This is a genomic window from Flavobacterium sp. 38, assembly GCF_057799715.1.
This window is the reverse complement of record NZ_JBYNWZ010000013.1, coordinates 45,359-66,319: the sequence shown is the minus strand read 5'-3', so window position 1 is coordinate 66,319 and position 20,961 is coordinate 45,359. Positions and strand designations below refer to the sequence as shown.

Sequence of the window (20,961 nt, the reverse complement as noted above, 5' to 3'; positions counted from 1 at the left end):
TTTTTGAAATTTAGAAAGCAAAACAAGAACAGCCCAAAGCGCCCCAGAATGCATTATAATTATTTACGGGAACATTGCTCATTCGTGCCGCGTCGTGGTTGTGTAAGTGAACATCACAGCTTCCGCTGCAACTGTGAATCTGCGAAGTCAGTTTTGGTTTTGCATCTGCTTTTGCATTTTTTTCAATCGCACTCTGCAAACCGCTTCTTACTGGATATCCGTTGTAAATATTCGTTGGAGACCAATCTGGCAAAATCGGAATATGAGGCGGTGAGAACGAAGAAAAATCACCGTTAGCATACACAATTTTTCCGTCTACAATCGTTAAATCGGCTTCGATTTTTTTGATGTCTTCGTCATCGATTGAAAAATAATCGCGGTCTAAAACCACTAAATCAGCAAACATTCCCACTTTTATATCTCCTTTTTTACTCTGCTCTTGCGAAAACCAAGCGCTTCCTCTAGTGTACAATTCTAAAGCAGTTTGTCTGTTCAGTCTTGTTTCATTATACAATTGCAATCCTCCAACTGTTTTTCCAGCTGTCATCCAATACATAGAAACCCACGGATTGTAACTGCTTACACGTGTGGCATCTGAACCCGCACCAACTGGAACTTCCATCTCAAGCATTTTTTTGATTGGCGGTGTATTTTCAGCTGCTTTTGCTCCGTAACGATCTGTGAAATATTCACCTTGATATGCCATTCTGCTTTGTACAGCGATTCCGCCGCCTAAAGCTTTTACGCGTTCGATGTTTCTTTCGTCAATCGTTTCCGCATGATCAAAAATCCACGGAAGGCCGTTGAAAGGAACGTCTTGATTGATTTTTTCGAAAACATTCAAAAATCGGGTAATACTTTCGTTATAAGTGGCGTGAAGTCTGAAAGGCCAACGGTTTTCTACTAAAAGACGGACTACTTTTTCTAGTTCAGCTTCCATGTTTTCAGGAAGATCTGGTCTTGGCTGAAGGAAATCTTCAAAATCGGCAGCAGAAAAAACGAGCATTTCACCCGCTCCGTTATGACGATACATATCATTTCCTTGATATAATTTTACAGTATCAATCCAATCAGAGAAATCTTCAAACTCGTGTTTTGGCTTCTGAGTGAAAAGATTGTACGCGATTCTTACCGTTAATTGGTTCTTTTCATTCAATTCATTCACGACTTTATAATCGTCTGGAAAATTCTGAAATCCGCCTCCCGCATCAATAACACTTGTGATTCCAAAACGGTTCAATTCTTTCATAAAATGACGAGTCGAATTGATTTGATGTTCATAAGAAAGAGTAGGGCCTTTCGCTAAAGTGGAATACAAAATCATGGCGTTTGGAGTCGCTATAATTAATCCCGTTGGTTCTCCATTTGAATCGCGTTCGATATGTCCGCCCGGAGGAGCAGGTGTATTCTTGTTGTAACCCACGGCTCTTAACGCCGCTCTGTTCATAATTGCTCTGTCGTACAAATGCAGAATAAAAACAGGAGTGTCAGGCGCAATAGCATTGATTTCTTCTAGAGTTGGCATTCTGCGTTCAGCAAACTGAAATTCTGTCCAGCCGCCAACCACACGAACCCACTGCGGATCTGGAGTGCGATCTACTTGTTCTTTCAGCATTCGAAGTGCATCTGCCAAAGAAGGAACACCATCCCAACGCAATTCTAAGTTATAGTTTAATCCGCCTCGAATCAGGTGAATGTGCGAATCGTTGATTCCAGGAACGACTCTTTTGTTTTGAAGATCAATGATTTTGGTTTCTTCAGCAGCAAAAGTCATAATGTCGCTGTCGTTTCCAACTGCAATAAATTTTCCGTCTTTAATTGCAACTGCTGTCACATTTGGCGTTTCTGTATTGAAACTATGGATTTTTCCATTAAATAAAATTAAATCTGCTTTCATAACTTTTATTTAGTGTTCAACTTTGCAATTGCTTGCTTAATTCCTTCTCCTGCAACTGTGTAATAGGCAGGGCCAGCCAATAAGATTATTTTCTTTAAAGGTTTGTGTGTGGCTAATTTTTTATCCTGTAAATAGGTTTCTGTTCTATACGCTTCAAAAGCACCTAAAACCACATTTTCGGCAACCAAAGCTGTTGGAGAATCAATTCCTGCATCTTTAATATCACTCGCAAAAGAATAATTAGAAACGCCTAAACGTAAAGCTTCACGCATGGCAGTGCTTCCTACGCTAATCATTAAATCAGGCGAAAATTTGTTGCGATCTCCTAAACCGATTAATAATAATTTTTTGGAGGCTAAAGTGCCTTTAGGAGGCGTAATCAATAAAGTTTCAAGCGAATGGCCTGTAAATTTGCCGCTTTTGCGCAGTTCAGTAATAATGCCTTTTAGCGCGTCGTCTAAATGCACCATTCCATTAAGGTTTGCAGGCAGGGCAGGAGGGTTGGTTATATCACCTTCTGTATATTCAAAAACGCAGGCAACTTGTAAGTCAGCTTCTGCTGCAGATGGTCCCTGAACCAATCCGTTTACTGCAACGCCGTCTACTTTCCCCCAAGTTGTAGTCGAACCAATTGAAGCTGTTTGTGCAAAAGCATTGTTACTAAGCGAGCCTGCAAATGTTATAAGTAAGAGCATCAGATACGAATATCTCAGGCTGTATTTTGCTGTGTTTGTTTTCATGCTAAGGGTTTAGTTTTATTATTTTGATTTGCTTTTAAACACATAGAGACATAGATTTTTCTTGTTTTGAAAAAAGGATAAAGAAAGAAACTAGTTTCTAACACATAGTCCTATCTGAAAAGTTTTGGGAGAACTTTGTCAAAGTTTAAAACTTTGACAAAGTTGATTATTGTTGATACTATGTGTATTATTACAAGAGAAACGCCTTTTATTCACTCCTAAAAGCTATGTTTCTATGTGTTAAAAATTTAATTTTGTTGTTTTAAAATTTGAATCCGAGTTGCACATTAAAGAAAATACCATCTTTAGCATTCGGAACAATATCGTTGATAAAGGCACCAGTCTTAAAATACTGAAACCCATTTGAAATGGATATATATTTATTGAAATTATAGGACAAACTAGCCAAATAAGCTGTTCCAATATACCGTTTGTCTGACATGCTTCCTAAACGATTTAGGCTTCCGCCTGGTCTGTAAACACCGTCTTCGAGTGAATATCGCCAGTTAAAAACTACATCAAGCTGAAACTGTAAGTTCGAAAGCAAATCCATCGTAGCATAAGGATGAATGTCAATCAAGTTGACTGGTCCAATTTGCGGATTAAATCCGAAATAACCTCCTTTTGGAAAAAGCGGATTAAAGGTCTGCAAATTGCCGTCGCCTTGAATTTTATCTCCCGAGATATAATCGTTTCTAAGATTTATCGTAGGTTTAAATTTGGTATTTTCAAACATGTATCCAACGTCTATTGAGCCTGTCCAAGCATTTATATTTCCCGAACCAAAAGTGCCAAATTGGTAGGCTGCTTCTAGATTGTAAATAAAACCGCCTCCGTATTTCCAGAATCTTGTGCCTATAGTATGCCTTCTTTCTGGAGCAATTCCTTCTTCAAAAACAGATCGATCTCTTCGTATTCCGAGATAATACAAATCGAGATTTCCTGCTTGTGGAATGATTATTTTAGAATAAGCTCCCCAAAGATTTAACTGTTTAGACATTTTATTATCGAAAACACCCGAATTCACAGCATCCTGCATCATGGCAAAAGCATCGATGTAAAGCCTTTCAGACGCATACATTATTTTTCCTCCAGTAAAATACAATCGGTCATTTCGCCCTTCCTGTACAGAAATTAATCGTCCAGAACCGTAGTCAAGTTCTTGTCTTCCGGCTCTAATGATTATTTTTTTATCTTCTTTTTGATAGACATTCACATCCAAAAAAAGATTCTGCACATTCAGCTGATCTTGGTCTGTACCTATCGTACCGTTGAATATTCCATCTTGTAAAGCGCTTCTAAGCTGTGCAAAGACTCTGAAGTTTTTTCCTAGGTGAATATCAGCATGAAGATCATAGCGCTGGAGTATAAAATTGTTGCTGCCAGTATCAAATCTCCCCCAGTCTTCATTATTGAAATAAACATATTCATATCGGGCTTCGCCACCAATTGACATATAAAAGTCTTTTTCTTGATTTAACGGAATGAATTTTAATCGTTCGTAAAAATTTCTGTTGGAGTCTTTTAAGAATTCATAATTTTCATCATAACGCATCAGCTTAAAATTTTGAGCCGACGCAAAAGCTCCAAAAAAGAGAAAAAGAAAAAGTAATTTGGCGTTTGATATGGATTTTGCTGATTCCAAAATAATGAAGGCTTAGAGAGTTTGTTTTTATGGGTTTCAAGTTTCAAGTTTCAAGTTTGACATTGAAATTGAATTTTGAGATTGAATTTTGATTTAGTGTTTCAACATGTTGTGAGCATAGTGAATTCCTAAACCATAAGAACCACCATATTTCTTCATTAAAGAAGTTACAGGACCATAAGTAGCTTCGCGTGCCCAGTCTCTTTGCAATTCTAATAAATATTGGATAGAAGTAATTGGAATTGCTCCAGCCTGAATCATTCTTTGTACAGAACGTTCGTGAGCTTCAACGCTTACGTCGCCGCATGCATCTGTAATAATGTAAACTTCGTAACCTTCTTCGATTGCCGATAATGCTGGGCCAACAATACATACACCTGTCCAAAGTCCAGCAAGAACAAGTTTTTTCTTGTTTTTAGCTACAATTGCTTTATAAGCATTTTCATCTTCCCAAGTATTCATTGAAGTTCTGTCAATATATCCAGAAGTAGCGATTGGGTAAAATTCTTCAACTTCAGGAAAAACTGGTCCAGAGAAGCTTTCTTCAGCTACAGTGGTTACAACAGTTGCTACATCAAAGATTTTTGATGCTCCAGCTACAATTGCCACATTGGTACGTAATTCGCTTAACGGAATATTGTGTGTTGCAAAGGCCATTTGTCCTTCAAAATCGATTAATACTAATGCGTGATTGTCTGGTGATAATAAGTTAACTGATGGTTTCATATTATTTGTTTTAAAATTTATTAATTGGTTTTTGGCTAATAAAATGCCATATTTTTAATTTGCTGCAGAACACTGTTTTAAGTTTCGAGCAGTGAAAAATTAGTAACGATATATCGTAATTTTATTAAGGAGTTTTGATATTAATGCGTAGAAAGTTTCTTAATCATTTCGGCAGAAACAGTATCGGCATAAATTCCAAAAGCGCTGGTTAAAACACCTTTTAGATTGTAGATTTCAGATTTAATTCCATAAACAATATCTTCATCTCCAGGATTAGTATCGCCTTCAAATCGGAATAAATATTCAATCTTGAATTCTTCTGGTGACATGCTCTGCGTGTTGTTGTTGTAACGAATGCAATTGCTGTCCAGATTAAAATTTTCTGTAAAACCTTGTGTGCTCAGCCATTGCAAAGCTTCGACAACGGTATCAAAAGAGGGTTGCTGAAAATAACTCATAATTGAAGAGGATTAAAACTGCCTGTAAACAACCTTTACAGGCAGCGATTAATGATTTATTTGATGAATTCTAAAATATCGTTATTGATAGTTTCAGCATTAATTGTCGGCATACCGTGAGAGAATCCTGGGTACGAAATCAATTTTCCGTTTTTAAGTAATGCAGCTGACTTTGGCGCTTGATTGTAAGGAACAATTTGGTCATCTTCTCCGTGTAAAACTAAAACAGGGATGTCTAAACTCTTTAAATCTTCTCTAAAATCGGTTTCAGAAAATGCTTTAATTCCTTCATAATGCGATAATACAGAACCCATCATTCCTTGACGCCACCAATTTTGTTTGATCCCTTCTTGAACTTCTTGTCCTTCGCGGTTCCATCCGTAGAATGCAATAGGGAAGTCGTAAAAAAATTGCGCTCTGTTAGCGGCAGTTCCTTTTCTGATTTCGTCAAAAACTGACAACGGCACCCCTTCAGGATTAGATTCGTTTTGAACCATTATTGGCGGTACAGCGCTAATGATAACGGCTTTTGCCACGCGTCCTTTTCCGTATTTTGCAGCGTAACGAATTACTTCACCGCCACCAGTTGAGTGCCCTACGTGAATAGCATTTTTTAAATCTAAAGCTTCTGCTAATTCAGCAATGTCAGATGCGTAAGTTTCCATGTTGTTTCCTTCAGAAGCTTGGCTAGAACGTCCATGTCCGCGACGGTCGTGTGCAATAACTCTGTACCCTTTTTGAAGGAAGAACATCATTTGTGCATCCCAATCGTCACTAGATAAAGGCCATCCGTGGTGAAAAACAATTGGCTGTCCAGTTCCCCAGTCTTTGTAATAAATTTGTGTTCCGTCTTTTACTGTAAATGTGCTCATGATTTTTTGATTTTAGGATTAATTTTATTTTTAAATATTTGAATAATTTGTAATTATGTTTGAACTTTTAACAAATAGATTATAGTTTGTTTATTGTTGTTAGGTTTCTGATGCAAACTTATCACGGAAATAAGCGCCTATCGATTAATCTAGGTTAAGAAGTGAAAAATCGACTTAAATTTTTTTTGTTTATCGAAGTCTTTTCTGTGGAAGTTTGATTTTCCTCGAACGAAATTGCAGGATCCCGACCTGAAAATGGCAGTCTAGTTGTTTTCATATTTTTTAGCATTCTTAAAGTGGTTTATTTGAATGCGATAACTATTGCCAATTAACATGCCTTATTTGCAGTGTCTTTATTTTAAAGGCTTTGATTAAAAATGGGTATTTTTTTATTTACGATATTTCGTTAATTTATGAGTAATTCGCTTTTTTCCTCATAAAATTGGATTTGCCTTTTATAAAATAAAAATGAAGATTAGTTAAAATAAATACAAAATAGTATGTACTTTTGCCACCAAACTATTTGAACAAGCATTGAAAAGGTTAATCATTATAGCACTTTCTATTTTAATACTGTCGCCATCTTTTGGCAGCTTGTTCGTTTATGCTTCTTTTAAAATCAATCAGAAAGAAATTGCTCAAACCATTTGCGTTCAGCGTAAACAGGCTTTTAATAGCTGTAACGGGCGATGCGAACTTCAAAAAAGCATTAAAAAATATTCTGATAACGAAAGAAAAATGCAGGACAGCTTAAAAGATAAATTAGAGCTTGTTTATGTGCAAAACACTGCAGAAATTAATCTTAACGTAATTCCAGTTATCGAATCGAAAGATAACGCTTCTATTTTGTTCGAAAAGAAACCAATCGGGGCTTCTTCTCTTACTTTTCATCCTCCTCTCTATACGGTTTAGGATCAATTTTTTTTAAATTCCAATATTTAAATTCCAAATTCCAAACTTTTTAAATTCCAATTTTTTAAAATCCAAATTCCTAACTTTTGAAATCGGAATTTCGAATTGTTTATTTGTTTGCTTGCTCAGATTTAAAATCTTGGCTTAGTATCGATATGAAGTAAATTATTTTTTGGAACTGATTTTGATCTTCTTTTTGTAAGTGAAGAAAATAGCTTTATGCAATCTTCATTTGCGTTGCCATTTCTTGGCTTATTTTAACAGCATTTGGCCTTTTTGCTATTCAAAAAATTATGGCTTAATGTTATATTGTAAACGTTTTTTTATAACATTCATCAAATGAAATCTTTTAATTTTTGGATAATCGCACTGTTATTCGCGGTTACTTCCTGTACAATTGATAAAACAGATTACGAAGCAGAAACAGGTTCTGAAGTTCCTGAAACTTACGAATTTAAAGAAGCTACTTCGCTTACAAGTGGTAACTATAAAATTAGTATAGAAGCTTTAAACGGAGCATTTTATAAAGGCTACAATGAGTTGCATCTGAAAATTACCAATACTCAAAACAACCAAGAGCTAACAACTGCTGCAGTGACTTTTCTGCCAATATTGAGTAATGCAGACGGAAGCAAAAGTTCATGTCCGCATGAGTACAATGTTGCTTATGATGCTACAAATAAATACTACAGCGGTTATTCTGTTTTTACAGGAGAAAGCACTACGACAGCAAGTTGGAAATTGTACATCAGTTTTACGGCAGATAATCAAAAATATGAGATCAATAAAGATGTTACTGTTGAAAAACAAAGCAATAAAAACCTCAATATGACTGCTTTTGCAGGAAACGATGGAGAACAATATGTAATTGCATTGGTTTCGCCTCAAAAACCTACCGTTTCAGAAAATGCGCTGGTTGCTGGTATTTATAAGTATAATAAACCAACAACTTCGGCTGGAACTTTTCCAGATCCGTCGCAGTTTTCTTATTCTGAAGTTGCTGGTTATACTTTAAAATTAGATCCGAGGATGCCTGAGCCTTCAATGGGAAATCACTCTTCACCAAACAATAAAGATTTGACTCAGGAAACTGACGGCTTGTATCATGGTGTTGTGAATTATACGATGACAGGAAACTGGACATTGAACTTCATTATGATGAACCAAAACGGTTTGATCGTAAAAGGAACGATAGTTCCGACGGATCATACACCTGGTGTAGAAGGCGTGAAAAGTGAACTTTATATTGATACTTTATTCTAATAACATGAAATATATTATAATGCTGCTTTTCTTGGGAATTTCAGTTACAGCTCAAAATCAGCATGCACATCACGATAGCATAAAAAAATTAGAAGAAGTAACGGTAAAAAGTGCCACTAAAAAGAAAATTGAAACAGAGATGAAAATGGCTGTTTCGGTTGATGAATTTTTGTCTTCGTCAGACAATATCAGTTTTATAAAACGTGGGGCTTATGCTTGGGAGCCTTTATTGAACAATATGAGCACCGAACGTTCGACAGTTACGATTGACGGAATGCACGTTTTTGGCGCTTGTACCGATAAAATGGATCCGATTACGTCTTATGTTGAAAGCAATAATTTGGCGGCAATTGATATCAAATCAGGTCAGGAGGGAAGTCTTCACGGTTCGACCATTGCAGGAAGTATCGATTTAAAAAGAAAAAGCACGCAGTTCGGACTTCAAAAAAAATGGAATGGCGCTTACCAAACGGGTTTTGAATTTAATAATAAGCAGTTTTTCAATTTAGGAAATGTCTCTTATTCAGGAGCTAAGTTTGTTGCCGATGGAAGTATTTCTTATCGAACAGCAGATAATTATTCTGATGGAAACAACGACGAAGTAAAACATTCGCAATACAATAAATTCAACACTTCGTTGGGATTGGCGTATAAAACCAGCGAATTGTCTTCGTTAAGATTAGACGCGATTTTTGATATGGCAAAAAATGTGGGATATCCTGCTTTGCCAATGGATTTGTGGCTTTCTCGCGCATTAATTACTTCTGCGGCTTACAAGCAATTGTTTGAAGAAGGATTGGTAAGAGTGGTCGATACAAAAGTGTATTTCAATACCATTGAGCATTATATGGACGATACAACGCGACCAGAAAACTTAGTTCACATGGATATGCCAGGCTGGAGCACCACTTATGGATTGGTTTCGAAAGCGAATTTGAAAAAGAACGATTACTCTTCTGAAATTCAGTTGAATGCTTACGATAATCTGTCTATTGCAGAAATGCGCATGTATCCGCAAGATCGAAGCGAAAGAACCATGTTTGCCTACAGTTGGCCTTGGGTTACGACACGTTTTGCCGGACTTTCTATGAATAATTCTTGGGATCTTTCAGAAAGAAGTCAGGTGAATTTGGGCGGTTCTTTGGGCGTCAATTACAATTATTCGAAATACATTGAATTCAACTGGATTTTTCATCCTGGTGCACCACAGGAAAAAACGCGATTTCTGCCAAGTATTAATGCAGGATATCATTTAAATATTGATCAGTTTAATTTTTCTGTGGGAACAGGTTACGGCCATAGAGCGCCTTCTGTTTCTGAGGGTTATGGTTATTACATCTATAATAGTTTTGACCGTTACGATTATATCGGAGATCCGAATTTGAAAAATGAAATTTCGTACGAAGGAAATGCAAGCGCAGGGTTTAAAAATGAAAGATTAAGCATTCAAGGAAAAATAAACTATTTCTACATTCAGAATTATATTATTGGTAAAATCTTAAGTCTCGGAAGTCCGATGAATTATCAGTCGGTTGGAGTAAAAGGATATACATCTTTAGATTATGCGACGCTTTTAAATATGTCTGCCAATGTGAGTTACGATATCTTGGAGCATCTGCACTGGAAAGGAACGCTGACGTATGCGCGCGGAATGGATGATAAAGGAGGAAATCTGCCATTTATCCGTCCGTTAAGTTATCTGACTTCATTGCATTATATGTATAAAAATTTCGGAATCCAGACTTCTGTTAGTGGCGATTTTGAGCAGATTAATTACAGTCCAGAATATGGCGAAGATTTAACTGGAGCATACACAATCTGGAATATTTCTGCTGATTATTCTTTTAAAATCAATAAAGTAAAAAGCACGATTCAGATTGGTGCCGAGAATTTATTAAACGAATATTACAGCACTTATGCCGACTGGGGAAATATTCCAAGAATGGGACGTAATATTTTCACGTCTTTAAAATTGAATTTTTAATTAGAATATAGAGAAAAGAATATAGAAAATAGAAAGAAACTATTTAAAACATAGCCTCTGTGTTTTATTACAAGTGAAACGCCTTTTATAGATTTCGATAAACTATGTTTCTATGTGTTAAAAACAGTCAACCCAAAGAGTAAAAAAATGAAAAAAGTTTTTAGTATCACAATGACGATTTTGTTCCTGCTGGTTTCTTTCCAGCAGGCGCTTATCATTGTGCACTTTAAACTGAATCAGAATGCCATTGAAAAAGAATTTTGTGAAAACAAAGCCAAACCAGAACTGCAATGTCATGGTAAATGCCATTTAAAGAAAGAACTTCAGGACACAGAAAAAAATACCGATCTAGAATTGAGAAGCATCAGTAAACAGATTGATATCGCTTTAATTTCTAATATTGAATTTGCTGTTTTGACTCCGAAAGATATAAATGCTAAAAAGGTTTTTCTTTATAAAGAATGTGGTCAGACAGAACCTTGTCTTGAAATTTTTGTACCGCCGCCTATTTTATAATTGATTTTTTTCTCCTGCAAGGTTTTGGAAACCTTGCAGGACATAAAACTTTTTTAATCAATAAAATACAGTACAAAAATTAAAATCATAAAAATGCAAAATTTAAAAAAATACCTTTTATTATCTGCTGCCGCTTTGGCATTTGTTTCTTGTTCAAGCGATGACGATGCGCCAGCAGCAAACAATGTAACGCTAGAATTTAACAATACGTTTAAAGACAAAACGATTGTTTTAGGAGACGCAGCTTCGACTTCAGCAACGACAAATACTTCGGCAGCAGGACAGATTCATCATTTTTCTGAGGTGAAATATGTAATCAGTAATATTCGTCTAATAAAAGACGACGGAAGCGAAGTGCCTTATAATGTAAATGATCTAGATAAAGGAGCAACGGTAATCGATCAGGCAAAAACAGCTTCTTTAAGTTATGTTTTAAGCAATGTGCCATCTGCAAATTACAAGCAGATTAAATTCGGTTTGGGAATCAAGACAGAACAAAACACTTTGGATCAGACAAGATTTCCTAAATTCTACGCAGCGGCTGGAGCCAATGATACTGAAATGATGTGGGAATGGGGAACAGGATATCGTTTTACAAAAGTGGAAGGTTTTTACGATACCGATAATAAAGTAATGTCTATTCATACCGGAAGTACGATAGCAGGAGCTGAAGGTGCTTATAAACAAGGCGTAAATGCTTATAGAGATGTTACTTTAAACTTAACTGTTAATGCTATTGTCGGGCAAAACGCTCCGAAAATCAAAATTAAAGCTGATTTCGACAAATTATTGAGTGGCAAAATCAACACTATAACATTATCGACAGGAGAAGGAGCAAACGATAACGCAACTCCAAATGTTCATACAGCAACTCAAATGGTAAAATTTGTGGATAATCTTGGTGGAAACGGAACAAGCGATATTTCAGGAATGTTTTCTGTGACTAGCGTAGAAAACTAAATTAAACTGATTGAGATTATAGTTGTTATAGGTATTAAAAATGAATTGCCTCCATCTTTAGATGGAGGTGTATGAATTGGCAAAAAAGAGCCTTTAGCCTAAATGCAATGGTTTGGCTAAAGCCTGGATTATTTGCTATTTCTAAATCTCCTAGTTAAAACTAGGGGCTATGTAAAAAAACTTTAATAATTTATTTTAATCAATATAGTTTCAGCAAATCAAATTTAATCTGCTGAAATCTTCACAAATCTGCGTGAAACTTTTTGATCTGCAGGTTTAAAAAAATCTATTGTGAGCCGTCTGAATTTTAAAGACGGCTCTATTTTAAATTCATTATAAATGAAAAAAATATTTGGCTTCATAATAATTATAACCGTCTTCGCTTCTTGTAACAGCGATGATTCGGATATGATTTCTTATGATAATCCTGAGCTTTCATTGCAAATTCCAGCCGATTTTCCAGAACTAAATCCTTATGTGAGTTTAAATAAACCTACAAAATATGGTGCCGAATTGGGTGAAAAACTGTTCTCTGATAAAAGATTTAGCGCCGACAATACAATTTCGTGCTCAAGCTGTCATATTCAGACGAGTGCTTTTGCAGATCACAATTCGAGAGCTATTGGAATCGAAGGCAGAATCGGACTTAGAAATGCGCCTCCAATTCAAAATCTGATGTTTTTGAAGTTTTTTAATTGGGATGGAAGCAGATTGCAGTTAGAAACGCAACCTCTGGTTCCGATTATTACGCATGAAGAAATGGATTCTTCGATTTTGGAAGTTATCGGAAAAATTAAAGATGACGCTTCTTATAAAGATTTGTTTAGAAAAGCATTTGGAGATCAGGAAATTACTCCTGATCGAATTTACCAGAGTATTGCACAGTTTGAATACACTTTAATTTCTGCGAATAGTAAATACGATAAAGTAAAACGCAAAGAAGGCCAATCGTTTACAGAAAATGAAGCGGCAGGCTATGCTACTTTTCAGCAGAAATGTGCTAGCTGTCATAGCACCGAATTGTTTACCGACCAGAGTTTCAGAAATATCGGTTTTCCGTTAAATACAGATTCTAACGAAGCAGGACGTGGAAGGGTTACGGGTATTCCAGCCGATTTTATGAGTTTCAGGGTTCCGAGTTTGAGAAACATAGAATATACAGCGCCTTACGGAAGTTTCGGTCAGTTTGCCACTTTAAAATCGGTTTTAGATTATTTTGATAAGGGAGTTTTAGAAGCTGATAATCTGGATCCTATTTTTAAGAATAATGCGAATAGAATTCCGCTTACAGAATTGGAAAAAGAAAATCTTATTGCGTTTATGAAAACGCTGAGCGATAAAGAGTTTACCGGGAATTAGTTTGTTGTTTTTTGTTTATTGTTTATTGTTTATTGTTTGTTTTGAAATTATCATTCAAGTGTCACGCTGAAGAAGGAAATTATTTAGATCACATACAAGAATCCAGAGGATTCAAATATTTATAGAATGTATGTTGGACCGTGGTATGACCCCGAAGGGGGCAAATATCATCGGCGTTAATTATGTTCTATAAATATTTGAATCCTCTGGATTCTTTTGCTTTAACATATAAAAAAGGGATTTTTATTTATTCGTTTTTACACGCGCTTTCGCGAAAGAGCGACAATGAATTTGATTCTAAGTTCATATCTAAGAATCCGGAGGATTCAAATATTTATAGAAAATTTATGCTGTAGCGTGAGTATGACCCCTTCAGGGTCAAATATCAGCGGTGTTAATTATGTTCTATAAATATTTGAATCCTCTGGATTCTTTTGCTTTGATATGTAGAAAAAACGGATTTCATTTATTTGTTTTTATATGTGCTTTCGCGAAAGAACGAAAAAGAATTTATAGGGTAATAGACTGTTGTTTTGTTGTTTTGAAATTATGACTCAACTTGTCACCGTTAGAAAGAAAATAATTTTAGATTCACATTAAAAGAATCCGAAGGATTCAAATGTTTATAGCATAAAATTTTCAACGTAGATATGTGACCCCGAAGGGGTCATACCCAGGTCCAGCATAAATTCTATAAATATTTGAATCCTTCGGATTCTTTTACTTTATAAAAAATTTGAATTTCTGGCATCTGTTTCTATCCGCAATTTCGCGAAAGCAAACCCGTTTCAATTTGAAAATACTTGATTTTACTACTATTCCCATTTTTTTTAGAATAAAATGAGAAATGTTTATAATATGTTGATAAATAATACGTTCCCGACAGTGTTAAATTCTGATTTCGATAGATTAAATGTTTTAAATTTAGTAACTGAATGATAGTTAATTATTTAAAAGTATTTGAATATGGAAAGAGCTATAAAATTACAGGTTCGTAAAGAACTTGATGGAAAACAAGAAGTAAATATAATTAAGCTGAAAGGCAGTTTGATAACTAAAGGCTACACAGAAATTATTCATATTAGTGATAAGGACGATGAATTTTACATTAATTCATTTGCCACCACAACTGCCAGCAATGAAGTCAAAGAATTTATTTTGGATTTTATAAACAAAGAAAATTTAAGCAATACAATTAGCGTTCTTGCTTAGTTGCATAGAACGCTAATTATATGCTTGATTATTTTAAACTGTTGTATTATACTGCACTTGTAAAACTTGTACTTTGATCCAGATAAAGAGGCTCTTTTGGCAGATCTTCTGGTTTCTCGTCCCAATCTCCCCAATCTCCTACATAAGTTTTACGAAAGATTAATTCGTTATTATCGCCATTACAAACCAAAGTTCGGTCTGTACAGGTTTTGGTGTTTGGACTGAAATTAATTTGTAAATTTTCCATGACGTGATAATTTAATTGTTTTATGAGATTATAAAATTAGAAATATCGTCTTGGACTTTGTTATAAAATAATATTAAATTATTGTTTAATTTTAATGTATGAGTCTGAAATATAGAGTGATATAAAAAAAAGGCTAAACAGGATTTGTTTAGCTTTTTGTATTATTTCTTGCATCTTCCGCGGGGTTCATCGCCTTCGCGAAGTATAATTTCAGAATGTAAAAATTGCGCGGCATCGGCAGAGCCTTTTACTTTTTCTGCACTGCGTTCCAGCATTTCTGCTTCAAATTCGTTTAAAACACTTTTTCGCAGTCCATTTTTTCTCCATTGCGATTTTGCATTGCAGCCTTTGGTAATTTTTTTTGCCAATTTTAAAGCGTCTAATAAAGCTTGATTCGCGCCTTGACCTTTAAATGGGCTCATCGGGTGTGCGGCATCGCCAATTAAAGTACTATTTTTATTTTTTTCTAATAATTCGGAACTAAGCAATTCGCGGTCATAAACAGGATATCCAGAAATTAAACTTGATTGTGTAGCCTCTAAAATCTGCGGAATAGGAGCATGCCATTGCGTTCTGCGAATCGCTTCTTCTTTAAGAGCTTCAGGTCCTTTTGCACTTAGTTCTTTGGCTTCTTCTTCTGACATTGGAAAACTCAATTGCCACATGACAGAATCGGCCGTGTAAGGCATAATGTAAATTCGTTCGTTGCCATTTGCCGTCTGAAAAACGGTTGCCGAATCTAATAGCGGACTCGAAACATCTTCAAGCGAACTTAGTGGACAAATTCCCAATATTACAATACAATCCAAATAACGGAGCGGAGTTGCATCTTCGCCAATTATTAGTTTTCGCACTGCACTTCGAATACCGTCAGCACCCACAACAAGATCGGCTTTAGCTTTTTTTAATTCTCCATTTACCTGAAAATTCAATTCAACACCATTTTCACTTTCTTGAAAATCTATCAATTGGTATCCCCAGTTAATGTTTTTTTCGCCAAGTTGTTCGAGTAAAGCCAACCGAAGCGACTGCCTTGCGATATGAATATTGGTTCGTTTTATAGGAGTTTTAATTTCAGTTTCCAGCCATTTTCGGGTTCCCCATTCTCCTAAAACTTTTCCTTCTGTATTGTGAACAATATGTTTTGTTGAAATAACTCCGTCTAAAGAAGTAATTCCTAAGCCTTTCATGGCTTTGCTAGCTTGTTGGAGCGTAAGTCCGTAGCCTTGAGATCTGGCGTCAAAGTTACTGTCTCTTTCGTAGATACTAAAAGGTATTCCACGATGCAAACAGGCAACTGCAAGCGCAACGCCTCCAATACCGGCACCAATTATGGCAACATGTGGGAAATCGGTATTAACTGGTGTAAAATGATCGGATTGAATTAATCCAGAACCGGAACAATTGGAACATAAATGCAAATGAGCTTTTGGTTTAGCAGGAGGAGAATCGGTGCTTTTTGTTCTCTCATATTCAGCCAATTCTGCCTTATAAATGCGCTGAGCCTTCTTAGTGAGCCCACGATTTATTTTGCCCTGTCCTTGGCATTCCTGACATATAATCCACATATACTGCTAACTTACTTTAGTATGAAGTTGCAAAGTTACATCAACTATTGTATTTAAACTACTGATTTTCAAAACTGGAATATATTCATTATAAGAATTTTAGTATTTTGAAAATCAGTCAGTTGTATTTATTGGTTTGCTTTTTTAGTTTGATTCTATAAAGTTGTCAATATAACGGGCAATCATATCAGGATATTGGTGCTGCGGGCCATGTCCTGTCTGAGCTATTGTAATAAGTGTTGCGGTTGGTAATTTTTGGTTGAGCTCGAACCAGTTTTCTGGAGGAAAGCAAACTTCATGATTAGCAGAAATAATTAAGATTGGAACATTGGTCTTCATTAATTTTTCTCTAGTATTATAAGGATCATTTATATAATCATCATGAGATTTACTGTAATATTCCCAAAGTTCTGGTCTTACTTTTGGATCTTTATTTTCTCTTTCCTGTATTCTTTTATGACTTTCTACCGCTGCATTTCGGCTTATTTCAGAAGTTGGCTCAAAGAATAATATAGTTTCATGTTCGAGCGTGTAATCTGGAATATAGGCTGTTTTAATAAAAATTTCTTCTAGGTTATGATTTACTTTTCCTGGAGGTTTGGTTCCAATTAAAATGGTGTGCGTAATTCGGTTCGGAAATTCAGTTGTTATTACCTGTGCCGCCCAGCCGCCTAACGACCATCCGCCCAGAATAAATTTGTCAATTTTTAAAGCATCGGCTAGATCAATGGCATCTTTTCCAAAACCTAAAATTGTTTCATGTGGTGTTCCAGTAGAAGAAGCAAGTCCTTTTTGATTAAAAGTGATTACTCTGTATTTTTTCGCTAATGCATCCAAAAATGCGGGATCCCAATCGTCTAGATTTCCTCGAAACCTATTGCAGAGAATAATGGGTAATCCTTCGCCAATTGAGCGATACGCTATTTTATAATCTTGAACAGAGGCAAATTTAGTTTCTGACTGGCTTGCCTTACTTAAAGTTTTTTCTTTTTCCATTTGTAATAAAGTTAATATTGATTTATTTGTTTTGAATAGTCTTATCTAATTCCAAATTCCCGATAAAGCTTTTTCTTGGATATTTTTTGCAAAGAATGGAGTCTCTTCTTTATTGTGTTCTTCCAAATTGTTTTTCATAGTAATTCGAATGGGTTCAAAATCTGAAACCCCTGCATTTTGAAGTGATTTTATAAAATGTTCCGTAAGCGAGATCACGACGTGATTGGAAAGTTCACATGAAGAATCGGATAGCTTTTTTACTTTCAATTCCCATTTTACATATAAAGTAGTATTTCCTAAAGCAGAAAAAGAATCCGAAACAGAGTTTACAGTGCAGTGATCTCTTTTAGAAATATCTTCTATATAATGCTGAATCAGCATGTTTCCTGCTATCTGTTCCACATTTATAGATGTTCTTAAACCTTCTTCAGTCAACGAACTTCCCGCAGCAATATGAGAAGAAGAGCATTCCTGATATTCCTTATCTTTTAAAGTAAAAAGCCATTCGGTCAAATTAATATTCTCAAAGGGAGCATTAATTATAGCAGTCGCGATACTTTCTGTAAAAGATTCCATAATTATGAATTGATATTTTTTATAAATTCATCTGTACTAGAAAGCACATGTCCATAATGAGGAAAATTAGTTTCGACTGTTGCTTTTATTTCTTCCCAGTTGAAAGCGCCAATTCCGTCTTTGATTAAGGTAACATGATAACCCAGCTCGACACCAAATCTTGCAGTAGAATCGATACAGGTATTGGCTCTCATGCCTGCGAGAACAATTTGGTCGATATTATGCTGTCGCAAAAGAAAATCTAAATCGGTATTGGCAAAACCACTCGCTGTCCAATGATTTTGGGCAATAAGATCGCCTTCTTGCATACTAAGCTCTGGGTGAAATTCGGCTCCCCACGAATCTTTTTCAAATAGCGTAATGCTTTTGCTCCCTAAATGCGAAGGCGCCATAAATTTCCAGTTGAGATAATCCCTAATTTGGGTATTCCGATGGGGTGCATAAATAATTTGGATTTTCTTTTCTCTTGCAGCAGTTAATAGCTTTTTGATGTTATTAACCACCCCATTTCCTTCAACGGTTTCCTTTGTAACCGAATATAATTTTCCGCCTTCAGAAAGAAAATCATTAAAAGGATCGATAATGACAATGGCGGTTTTTTGAAGTTGATACAAGCTCATAATTTTTAGTTTTTTAATTTAAGTTGTTGTAAACTAATAATATGCCATTTGCTTTCTAGTACAGTTTAGTTGCTGTTGCGTGAATTTTCAGAAAAGGAAAACCGCGATATTTAACTAATTTTCGAAATATGGTCAATTGGTCTAGAGTGATCTATGCAGTTTTATCTTATAATTTTTTAAAAGGATTATATAAGTAGCGAAGGCTGTATTTGGTCTAATTTTATTAATCATTATAAAAAGAAGAATTATGGACAAGAATAATCAAACCCAGAAAAACCCGAACCCAAAACAGGGCGGGGCAGATCATCGAACTGATACTAGAAAACATCAATATAAAGAACACGATGAAGTTTTGACTAACGATGAAAATTATGATGCTGATACCAAAAAGTTTAAAGGCGAAGCGCCAGAACTCGATGATAAGTTGAATAATGAAGAAAAAAAATAATGCAAAAACGTCTCAATTTTGTTTGAGACGTTTTTTTATGGACTTTTTTTAACAGATCGAACTGAAGATGTAAAAATATGAGTTGATTTTTATAGATTTGTAAAAATCTAATACAATCTCTCAAAATACTATTTGAGAAACCATATATAATACAAGGCATGAAATCGATTACTTCAGTTTTTTTTCTTTTAATGTTTGTTTGTTCCAATTCATACTCGCAGTTGAGTTCTGAAAAAATATTCGAAAGTTTTAAACAAGGTGAGCGTACCAATTGTTCTTCTATAGCTTTTATAAAAGCTTCTTTAAATGTGTACGGACTAGATAATCTTTTTGTTAGCGAAAAATTAGAAAACGATTCGTATAAGATTACGCTAAAAAACAATGCGACCTTTCATTTGGACAGCAGTGAAGTAAATAAAGCGACAAAATCTGCGGGTTTTGTTTATATCAAAGATAATTGTGACAGTGAAAAAATAAGAGATTATGCTATTTTGACTTATGCCGTAATGGCAAAATACATGCAGATTATCGATAACGAACCTACTTTTGAGAAAGCTTTGGAAGAATTGGAAGAAGGAACGGTTTATACTCCAACCATATATAAATACTTAGGATTCAAATTAGGCAAGCAGATTCAGAAATTAAAAAGACAATCTGGAAGCGAATATTGCGGTGTTGTCGCATGGTCAAAAGCGCATGCTGTATTTGTTTGCGAAGATTTTATGGATTATTACGGCAACAAAAAAAGTATTTGGATCAAATATCCAGGTCGTTTTAGAATTATTAAGTCTTAAACAATACGTAGTTATACTGCCGAAAAATCCTTAATTTCTGGGGTTTTGGTGTACTATTTTACTTATCGCAACGTAACAAATGTAATTTTATTGTGAAAAAGGAAATATAAAAGTTGCTTTTTAACATAATTTATATATTTTTGTTTTTATTCAAGAACCAAATCTATTATGAAAATGAAGAGTAAGATTATTTTATTATGTGTCCTTTTCTTCTTGACAACTGCTGCTGTTTCTGCACAGGCAAAAAATGCACCAAGAAGTATCATTAGTACAACAGCTTTAATTCGTAAATACCATGATCAAAAAGAATTAAGTGGTATGCAAAAAGGAGAACTTTTAGAATTGTATATTGAGCGTATTAAAGTTTTGGTAAAAACACTTCCTTACATTGCTTTGGTTACTAAACCAGGTGTTACAATGGCAGATTTGGGTATTCCTGATACAGCAGACAACAAAAAAATATTAGACGGTCAGGCAGAAGGAACGACTACTTTCTTAGATACGACAGTAGAATTTCAAAGAAAAATGATGCCTTACTCAGATAAAGGAAATCTTATCGCTGCAATTTTATTTTATGAAACTACATTAAAATCTTTACACGAGTTCAACGAAATGTAATCATTTTAAAAAACAAAATACAAACTCCAAGGTCTTACGATCTTGGAGTTTTTTTTTGCTTTTTACTTTATTAAAATGGAATTTAAAAGAATTAAAAACGACTTTTAATTTTTCTCTTTTACTATAATTCTTATAAAAACACAAAATCAATAGTATTTTGTAACTATTTTGTTTTTAGTGTTTTATAATATCTGCAACGATTTCGTTAACAATTTTTTTGCAAAAAGTTTATTTAAAATTTGGGAAATCGCATTTTTAATTTACTTTTGTTCTATCAAATTAGTAGAGTTTAAAAATAACTAAGAAACGCAGTGATTAAAATCCACACACTTCCATTTCAAATAAGCAAAACCATTTGGCAATTCGACCGAATGCGTTACTGCAGTTAAAAATTCCTCTTTTTTAATTCATTTAATCAATTAATATCAAAACCCTAAATAGGGTTAAAATTTTATAGGCCAATTTTAAATAATAGTAATCCAAAAAAAAAAGTAAAAATGAAAAAACGAATGTGCTGCAGCTAAAAGAGAATACCATTTTTGCAGTTGCA

General features: G+C 34.9%; 21 protein-coding genes. 10 read left to right on the top strand and 11 right to left on the bottom strand.

The annotated features are described in order from the left end of the window. Positions 1 to 10: 10 nt before the first annotated feature. The 6 genes from AC3E9W_RS21205 to AC3E9W_RS21180 all read right to left on the bottom strand — a co-directional run bounded on the left by AC3E9W_RS21205 (position 11) and on the right by AC3E9W_RS21180 (position 6,338). On the bottom strand, positions 11 to 1,897 hold the full coding sequence (locus tag AC3E9W_RS21205) for an amidohydrolase (protein WP_488769922.1): 1,887 nt from the start codon (positions 1,895 to 1,897) through the stop codon (positions 11 to 13). A gap of 5 nt (positions 1,898 to 1,902) precedes the next feature. Beyond that, a complete protein-coding gene (locus AC3E9W_RS21200) occupies positions 1,903 to 2,637 on the bottom strand; it encodes a M17 family peptidase N-terminal domain-containing protein (protein ID WP_488769921.1) in 735 nt (244 codons plus the stop codon). 262 nt (positions 2,638 to 2,899) lie between these two features. Further along, positions 2,900 to 4,192 (bottom strand): alginate export family protein, encoded by a 1,293-nt coding sequence (locus AC3E9W_RS21195; protein ID WP_488769920.1) that lies wholly within the window; start codon positions 4,190 to 4,192, stop codon positions 2,900 to 2,902. 183 nt (positions 4,193 to 4,375) lie between these two features. Next, positions 4,376 to 5,008, bottom strand: a complete 633-nt coding sequence (locus AC3E9W_RS21190) for a hydrolase (protein WP_488769919.1) — start codon at positions 5,006 to 5,008, stop codon at positions 4,376 to 4,378. Between the two features lie 140 nt (positions 5,009 to 5,148). Continuing rightward, a complete protein-coding gene (locus AC3E9W_RS21185; RefSeq protein WP_125723550.1) occupies positions 5,149 to 5,466 on the bottom strand; it encodes a phosphoribosylpyrophosphate synthetase in 318 nt (105 codons plus the stop codon). A 56-nt stretch (positions 5,467 to 5,522) separates the two neighbouring features. Continuing rightward, positions 5,523 to 6,338 carry an alpha/beta fold hydrolase gene (locus AC3E9W_RS21180; protein ID WP_488769918.1) on the bottom strand — a complete coding sequence of 272 codons (816 nt, stop codon included), beginning with the start codon at positions 6,336 to 6,338 and terminating at the stop codon, positions 5,523 to 5,525. Positions 6,339 to 6,872: 534 nt separating this feature from the next. On the opposite strand from AC3E9W_RS21180, the gene AC3E9W_RS21175 reads away from it, so the two are divergent. From AC3E9W_RS21175 to AC3E9W_RS21145, 7 genes are all read left to right on the top strand, one after another. Continuing rightward, positions 6,873 to 7,250: a hypothetical protein gene (locus tag AC3E9W_RS21175; protein ID WP_456893224.1), complete on the top strand. Its 378-nt coding sequence runs from the start codon at positions 6,873 to 6,875 to the stop codon at positions 7,248 to 7,250. Positions 7,251 to 7,589: 339 nt separating this feature from the next. After that, a complete protein-coding gene (locus AC3E9W_RS21170; protein WP_488769917.1) occupies positions 7,590 to 8,513 on the top strand; it encodes a hypothetical protein in 924 nt (307 codons plus the stop codon). A gap of 4 nt (positions 8,514 to 8,517) precedes the next feature. Then, positions 8,518 to 10,497 carry a TonB-dependent receptor plug domain-containing protein gene (locus tag AC3E9W_RS21165; protein WP_488769916.1) on the top strand — a complete coding sequence of 660 codons (1,980 nt, stop codon included), beginning with the start codon at positions 8,518 to 8,520 and terminating at the stop codon, positions 10,495 to 10,497. A 147-nt stretch (positions 10,498 to 10,644) separates the two neighbouring features. Beyond that, positions 10,645 to 11,013: a hypothetical protein gene (locus AC3E9W_RS21160; RefSeq protein ID WP_488769915.1), complete on the top strand. Its 369-nt coding sequence runs from the start codon at positions 10,645 to 10,647 to the stop codon at positions 11,011 to 11,013. Between the two features lie 93 nt (positions 11,014 to 11,106). Further along, positions 11,107 to 11,973 carry an MbnP family protein gene (locus tag AC3E9W_RS21155; RefSeq protein ID WP_488769914.1) on the top strand — a complete coding sequence of 289 codons (867 nt, stop codon included), beginning with the start codon at positions 11,107 to 11,109 and terminating at the stop codon, positions 11,971 to 11,973. Between the two features lie 339 nt (positions 11,974 to 12,312). Next, the gene (locus AC3E9W_RS21150; protein WP_488769913.1) at positions 12,313 to 13,332 is read left to right on the top strand and encodes a cytochrome-c peroxidase; all 1,020 of its coding nucleotides are present in this window, start codon (positions 12,313 to 12,315) and stop codon (positions 13,330 to 13,332) included. 966 nt (positions 13,333 to 14,298) lie between these two features. Next, positions 14,299 to 14,544 (top strand): hypothetical protein, encoded by a 246-nt coding sequence (locus AC3E9W_RS21145; protein ID WP_125723558.1) that lies wholly within the window; start codon positions 14,299 to 14,301, stop codon positions 14,542 to 14,544. 46 nt (positions 14,545 to 14,590) lie between these two features. Here the strand turns inward: AC3E9W_RS21145 and AC3E9W_RS21140 are convergent, their stop codons facing one another. The 5 genes from AC3E9W_RS21140 to AC3E9W_RS21120 form a co-directional block, all read right to left on the bottom strand. Further along, positions 14,591 to 14,791, bottom strand: coding sequence for a hypothetical protein (locus tag AC3E9W_RS21140; RefSeq protein WP_306160950.1), 201 nt, complete (start codon positions 14,789 to 14,791; stop codon positions 14,591 to 14,593). Between the two features lie 161 nt (positions 14,792 to 14,952). Continuing rightward, a complete protein-coding gene (locus tag AC3E9W_RS21135) occupies positions 14,953 to 16,359 on the bottom strand; it encodes an FAD-dependent oxidoreductase (RefSeq protein ID WP_488769912.1) in 1,407 nt (468 codons plus the stop codon). Between the two features lie 144 nt (positions 16,360 to 16,503). Next, positions 16,504 to 17,355, bottom strand: coding sequence for an alpha/beta fold hydrolase (locus AC3E9W_RS21130; RefSeq protein ID WP_488769911.1), 852 nt, complete (start codon positions 17,353 to 17,355; stop codon positions 16,504 to 16,506). A gap of 45 nt (positions 17,356 to 17,400) precedes the next feature. Next, a complete protein-coding gene (locus AC3E9W_RS21125) occupies positions 17,401 to 17,931 on the bottom strand; it encodes a hypothetical protein (protein ID WP_488769910.1) in 531 nt (176 codons plus the stop codon). 2 nt (positions 17,932 to 17,933) lie between these two features. Continuing rightward, the gene (locus AC3E9W_RS21120) at positions 17,934 to 18,551 is read right to left on the bottom strand and encodes a cysteine hydrolase family protein (protein WP_488769909.1); all 618 of its coding nucleotides are present in this window, start codon (positions 18,549 to 18,551) and stop codon (positions 17,934 to 17,936) included. A 247-nt stretch (positions 18,552 to 18,798) separates the two neighbouring features. Between AC3E9W_RS21120 and AC3E9W_RS21115 the strand changes: the two genes are divergently transcribed. The 3 genes from AC3E9W_RS21115 to AC3E9W_RS21105 all read left to right on the top strand — a co-directional run bounded on the left by AC3E9W_RS21115 (position 18,799) and on the right by AC3E9W_RS21105 (position 20,411). After that, positions 18,799 to 18,999, top strand: a complete 201-nt coding sequence (locus AC3E9W_RS21115; RefSeq protein ID WP_306160955.1) for a hypothetical protein — start codon at positions 18,799 to 18,801, stop codon at positions 18,997 to 18,999. Positions 19,000 to 19,157: 158 nt separating this feature from the next. After that, a complete protein-coding gene (locus AC3E9W_RS21110) occupies positions 19,158 to 19,793 on the top strand; it encodes a hypothetical protein (RefSeq protein WP_488769908.1) in 636 nt (211 codons plus the stop codon). A gap of 174 nt (positions 19,794 to 19,967) precedes the next feature. Then, complete coding sequence (locus AC3E9W_RS21105) at positions 19,968 to 20,411, top strand: hypothetical protein (protein ID WP_306160957.1); 444 nt, start codon at positions 19,968 to 19,970, stop codon at positions 20,409 to 20,411. The last annotated feature ends 550 nt before the right edge of the window (positions 20,412 to 20,961 follow it).

Coding starts and splice junctions, on each gene's coding strand:
- AC3E9W_RS21205 (WP_488769922.1), bottom strand. CDS start 1,897: ATGAAAGCAGATTTAATTTTATTTAATGGAAAAATCCATAGTTTCAAT.
- AC3E9W_RS21200 (WP_488769921.1), bottom strand. CDS start 2,637: ATGAAAACAAACACAGCAAAATACAGCCTGAGATATTCGTATCTGATG.
- AC3E9W_RS21195 (WP_488769920.1), bottom strand. CDS start 4,192: ATGCGTTATGATGAAAATTATGAATTCTTAAAAGACTCCAACAGAAAT.
- AC3E9W_RS21190 (WP_488769919.1), bottom strand. CDS start 5,008: ATGAAACCATCAGTTAACTTATTATCACCAGACAATCACGCATTAGTA.
- AC3E9W_RS21185 (WP_125723550.1), bottom strand. CDS start 5,466: ATGAGTTATTTTCAGCAACCCTCTTTTGATACCGTTGTCGAAGCTTTG.
- AC3E9W_RS21180 (WP_488769918.1), bottom strand. CDS start 6,338: ATGAGCACATTTACAGTAAAAGACGGAACACAAATTTATTACAAAGAC.
- AC3E9W_RS21170 (WP_488769917.1), top strand. CDS start 7,590: ATGAAATCTTTTAATTTTTGGATAATCGCACTGTTATTCGCGGTTACT.
- AC3E9W_RS21165 (WP_488769916.1), top strand. CDS start 8,518: ATGAAATATATTATAATGCTGCTTTTCTTGGGAATTTCAGTTACAGCT.
- AC3E9W_RS21160 (WP_488769915.1), top strand. CDS start 10,645: ATGAAAAAAGTTTTTAGTATCACAATGACGATTTTGTTCCTGCTGGTT.
- AC3E9W_RS21155 (WP_488769914.1), top strand. CDS start 11,107: ATGCAAAATTTAAAAAAATACCTTTTATTATCTGCTGCCGCTTTGGCA.
- AC3E9W_RS21150 (WP_488769913.1), top strand. CDS start 12,313: ATGAAAAAAATATTTGGCTTCATAATAATTATAACCGTCTTCGCTTCT.
- AC3E9W_RS21145 (WP_125723558.1), top strand. CDS start 14,299: ATGGAAAGAGCTATAAAATTACAGGTTCGTAAAGAACTTGATGGAAAA.
- AC3E9W_RS21140 (WP_306160950.1), bottom strand. CDS start 14,791: ATGGAAAATTTACAAATTAATTTCAGTCCAAACACCAAAACCTGTACA.
- AC3E9W_RS21135 (WP_488769912.1), bottom strand. CDS start 16,359: ATGTGGATTATATGTCAGGAATGCCAAGGACAGGGCAAAATAAATCGT.
- AC3E9W_RS21130 (WP_488769911.1), bottom strand. CDS start 17,355: ATGGAAAAAGAAAAAACTTTAAGTAAGGCAAGCCAGTCAGAAACTAAA.
- AC3E9W_RS21125 (WP_488769910.1), bottom strand. CDS start 17,931: ATGGAATCTTTTACAGAAAGTATCGCGACTGCTATAATTAATGCTCCC.
- AC3E9W_RS21120 (WP_488769909.1), bottom strand. CDS start 18,551: ATGAGCTTGTATCAACTTCAAAAAACCGCCATTGTCATTATCGATCCT.
- AC3E9W_RS21115 (WP_306160955.1), top strand. CDS start 18,799: ATGGACAAGAATAATCAAACCCAGAAAAACCCGAACCCAAAACAGGGC.
- AC3E9W_RS21110 (WP_488769908.1), top strand. CDS start 19,158: ATGAAATCGATTACTTCAGTTTTTTTTCTTTTAATGTTTGTTTGTTCC.
- AC3E9W_RS21105 (WP_306160957.1), top strand. CDS start 19,968: ATGAAGAGTAAGATTATTTTATTATGTGTCCTTTTCTTCTTGACAACT.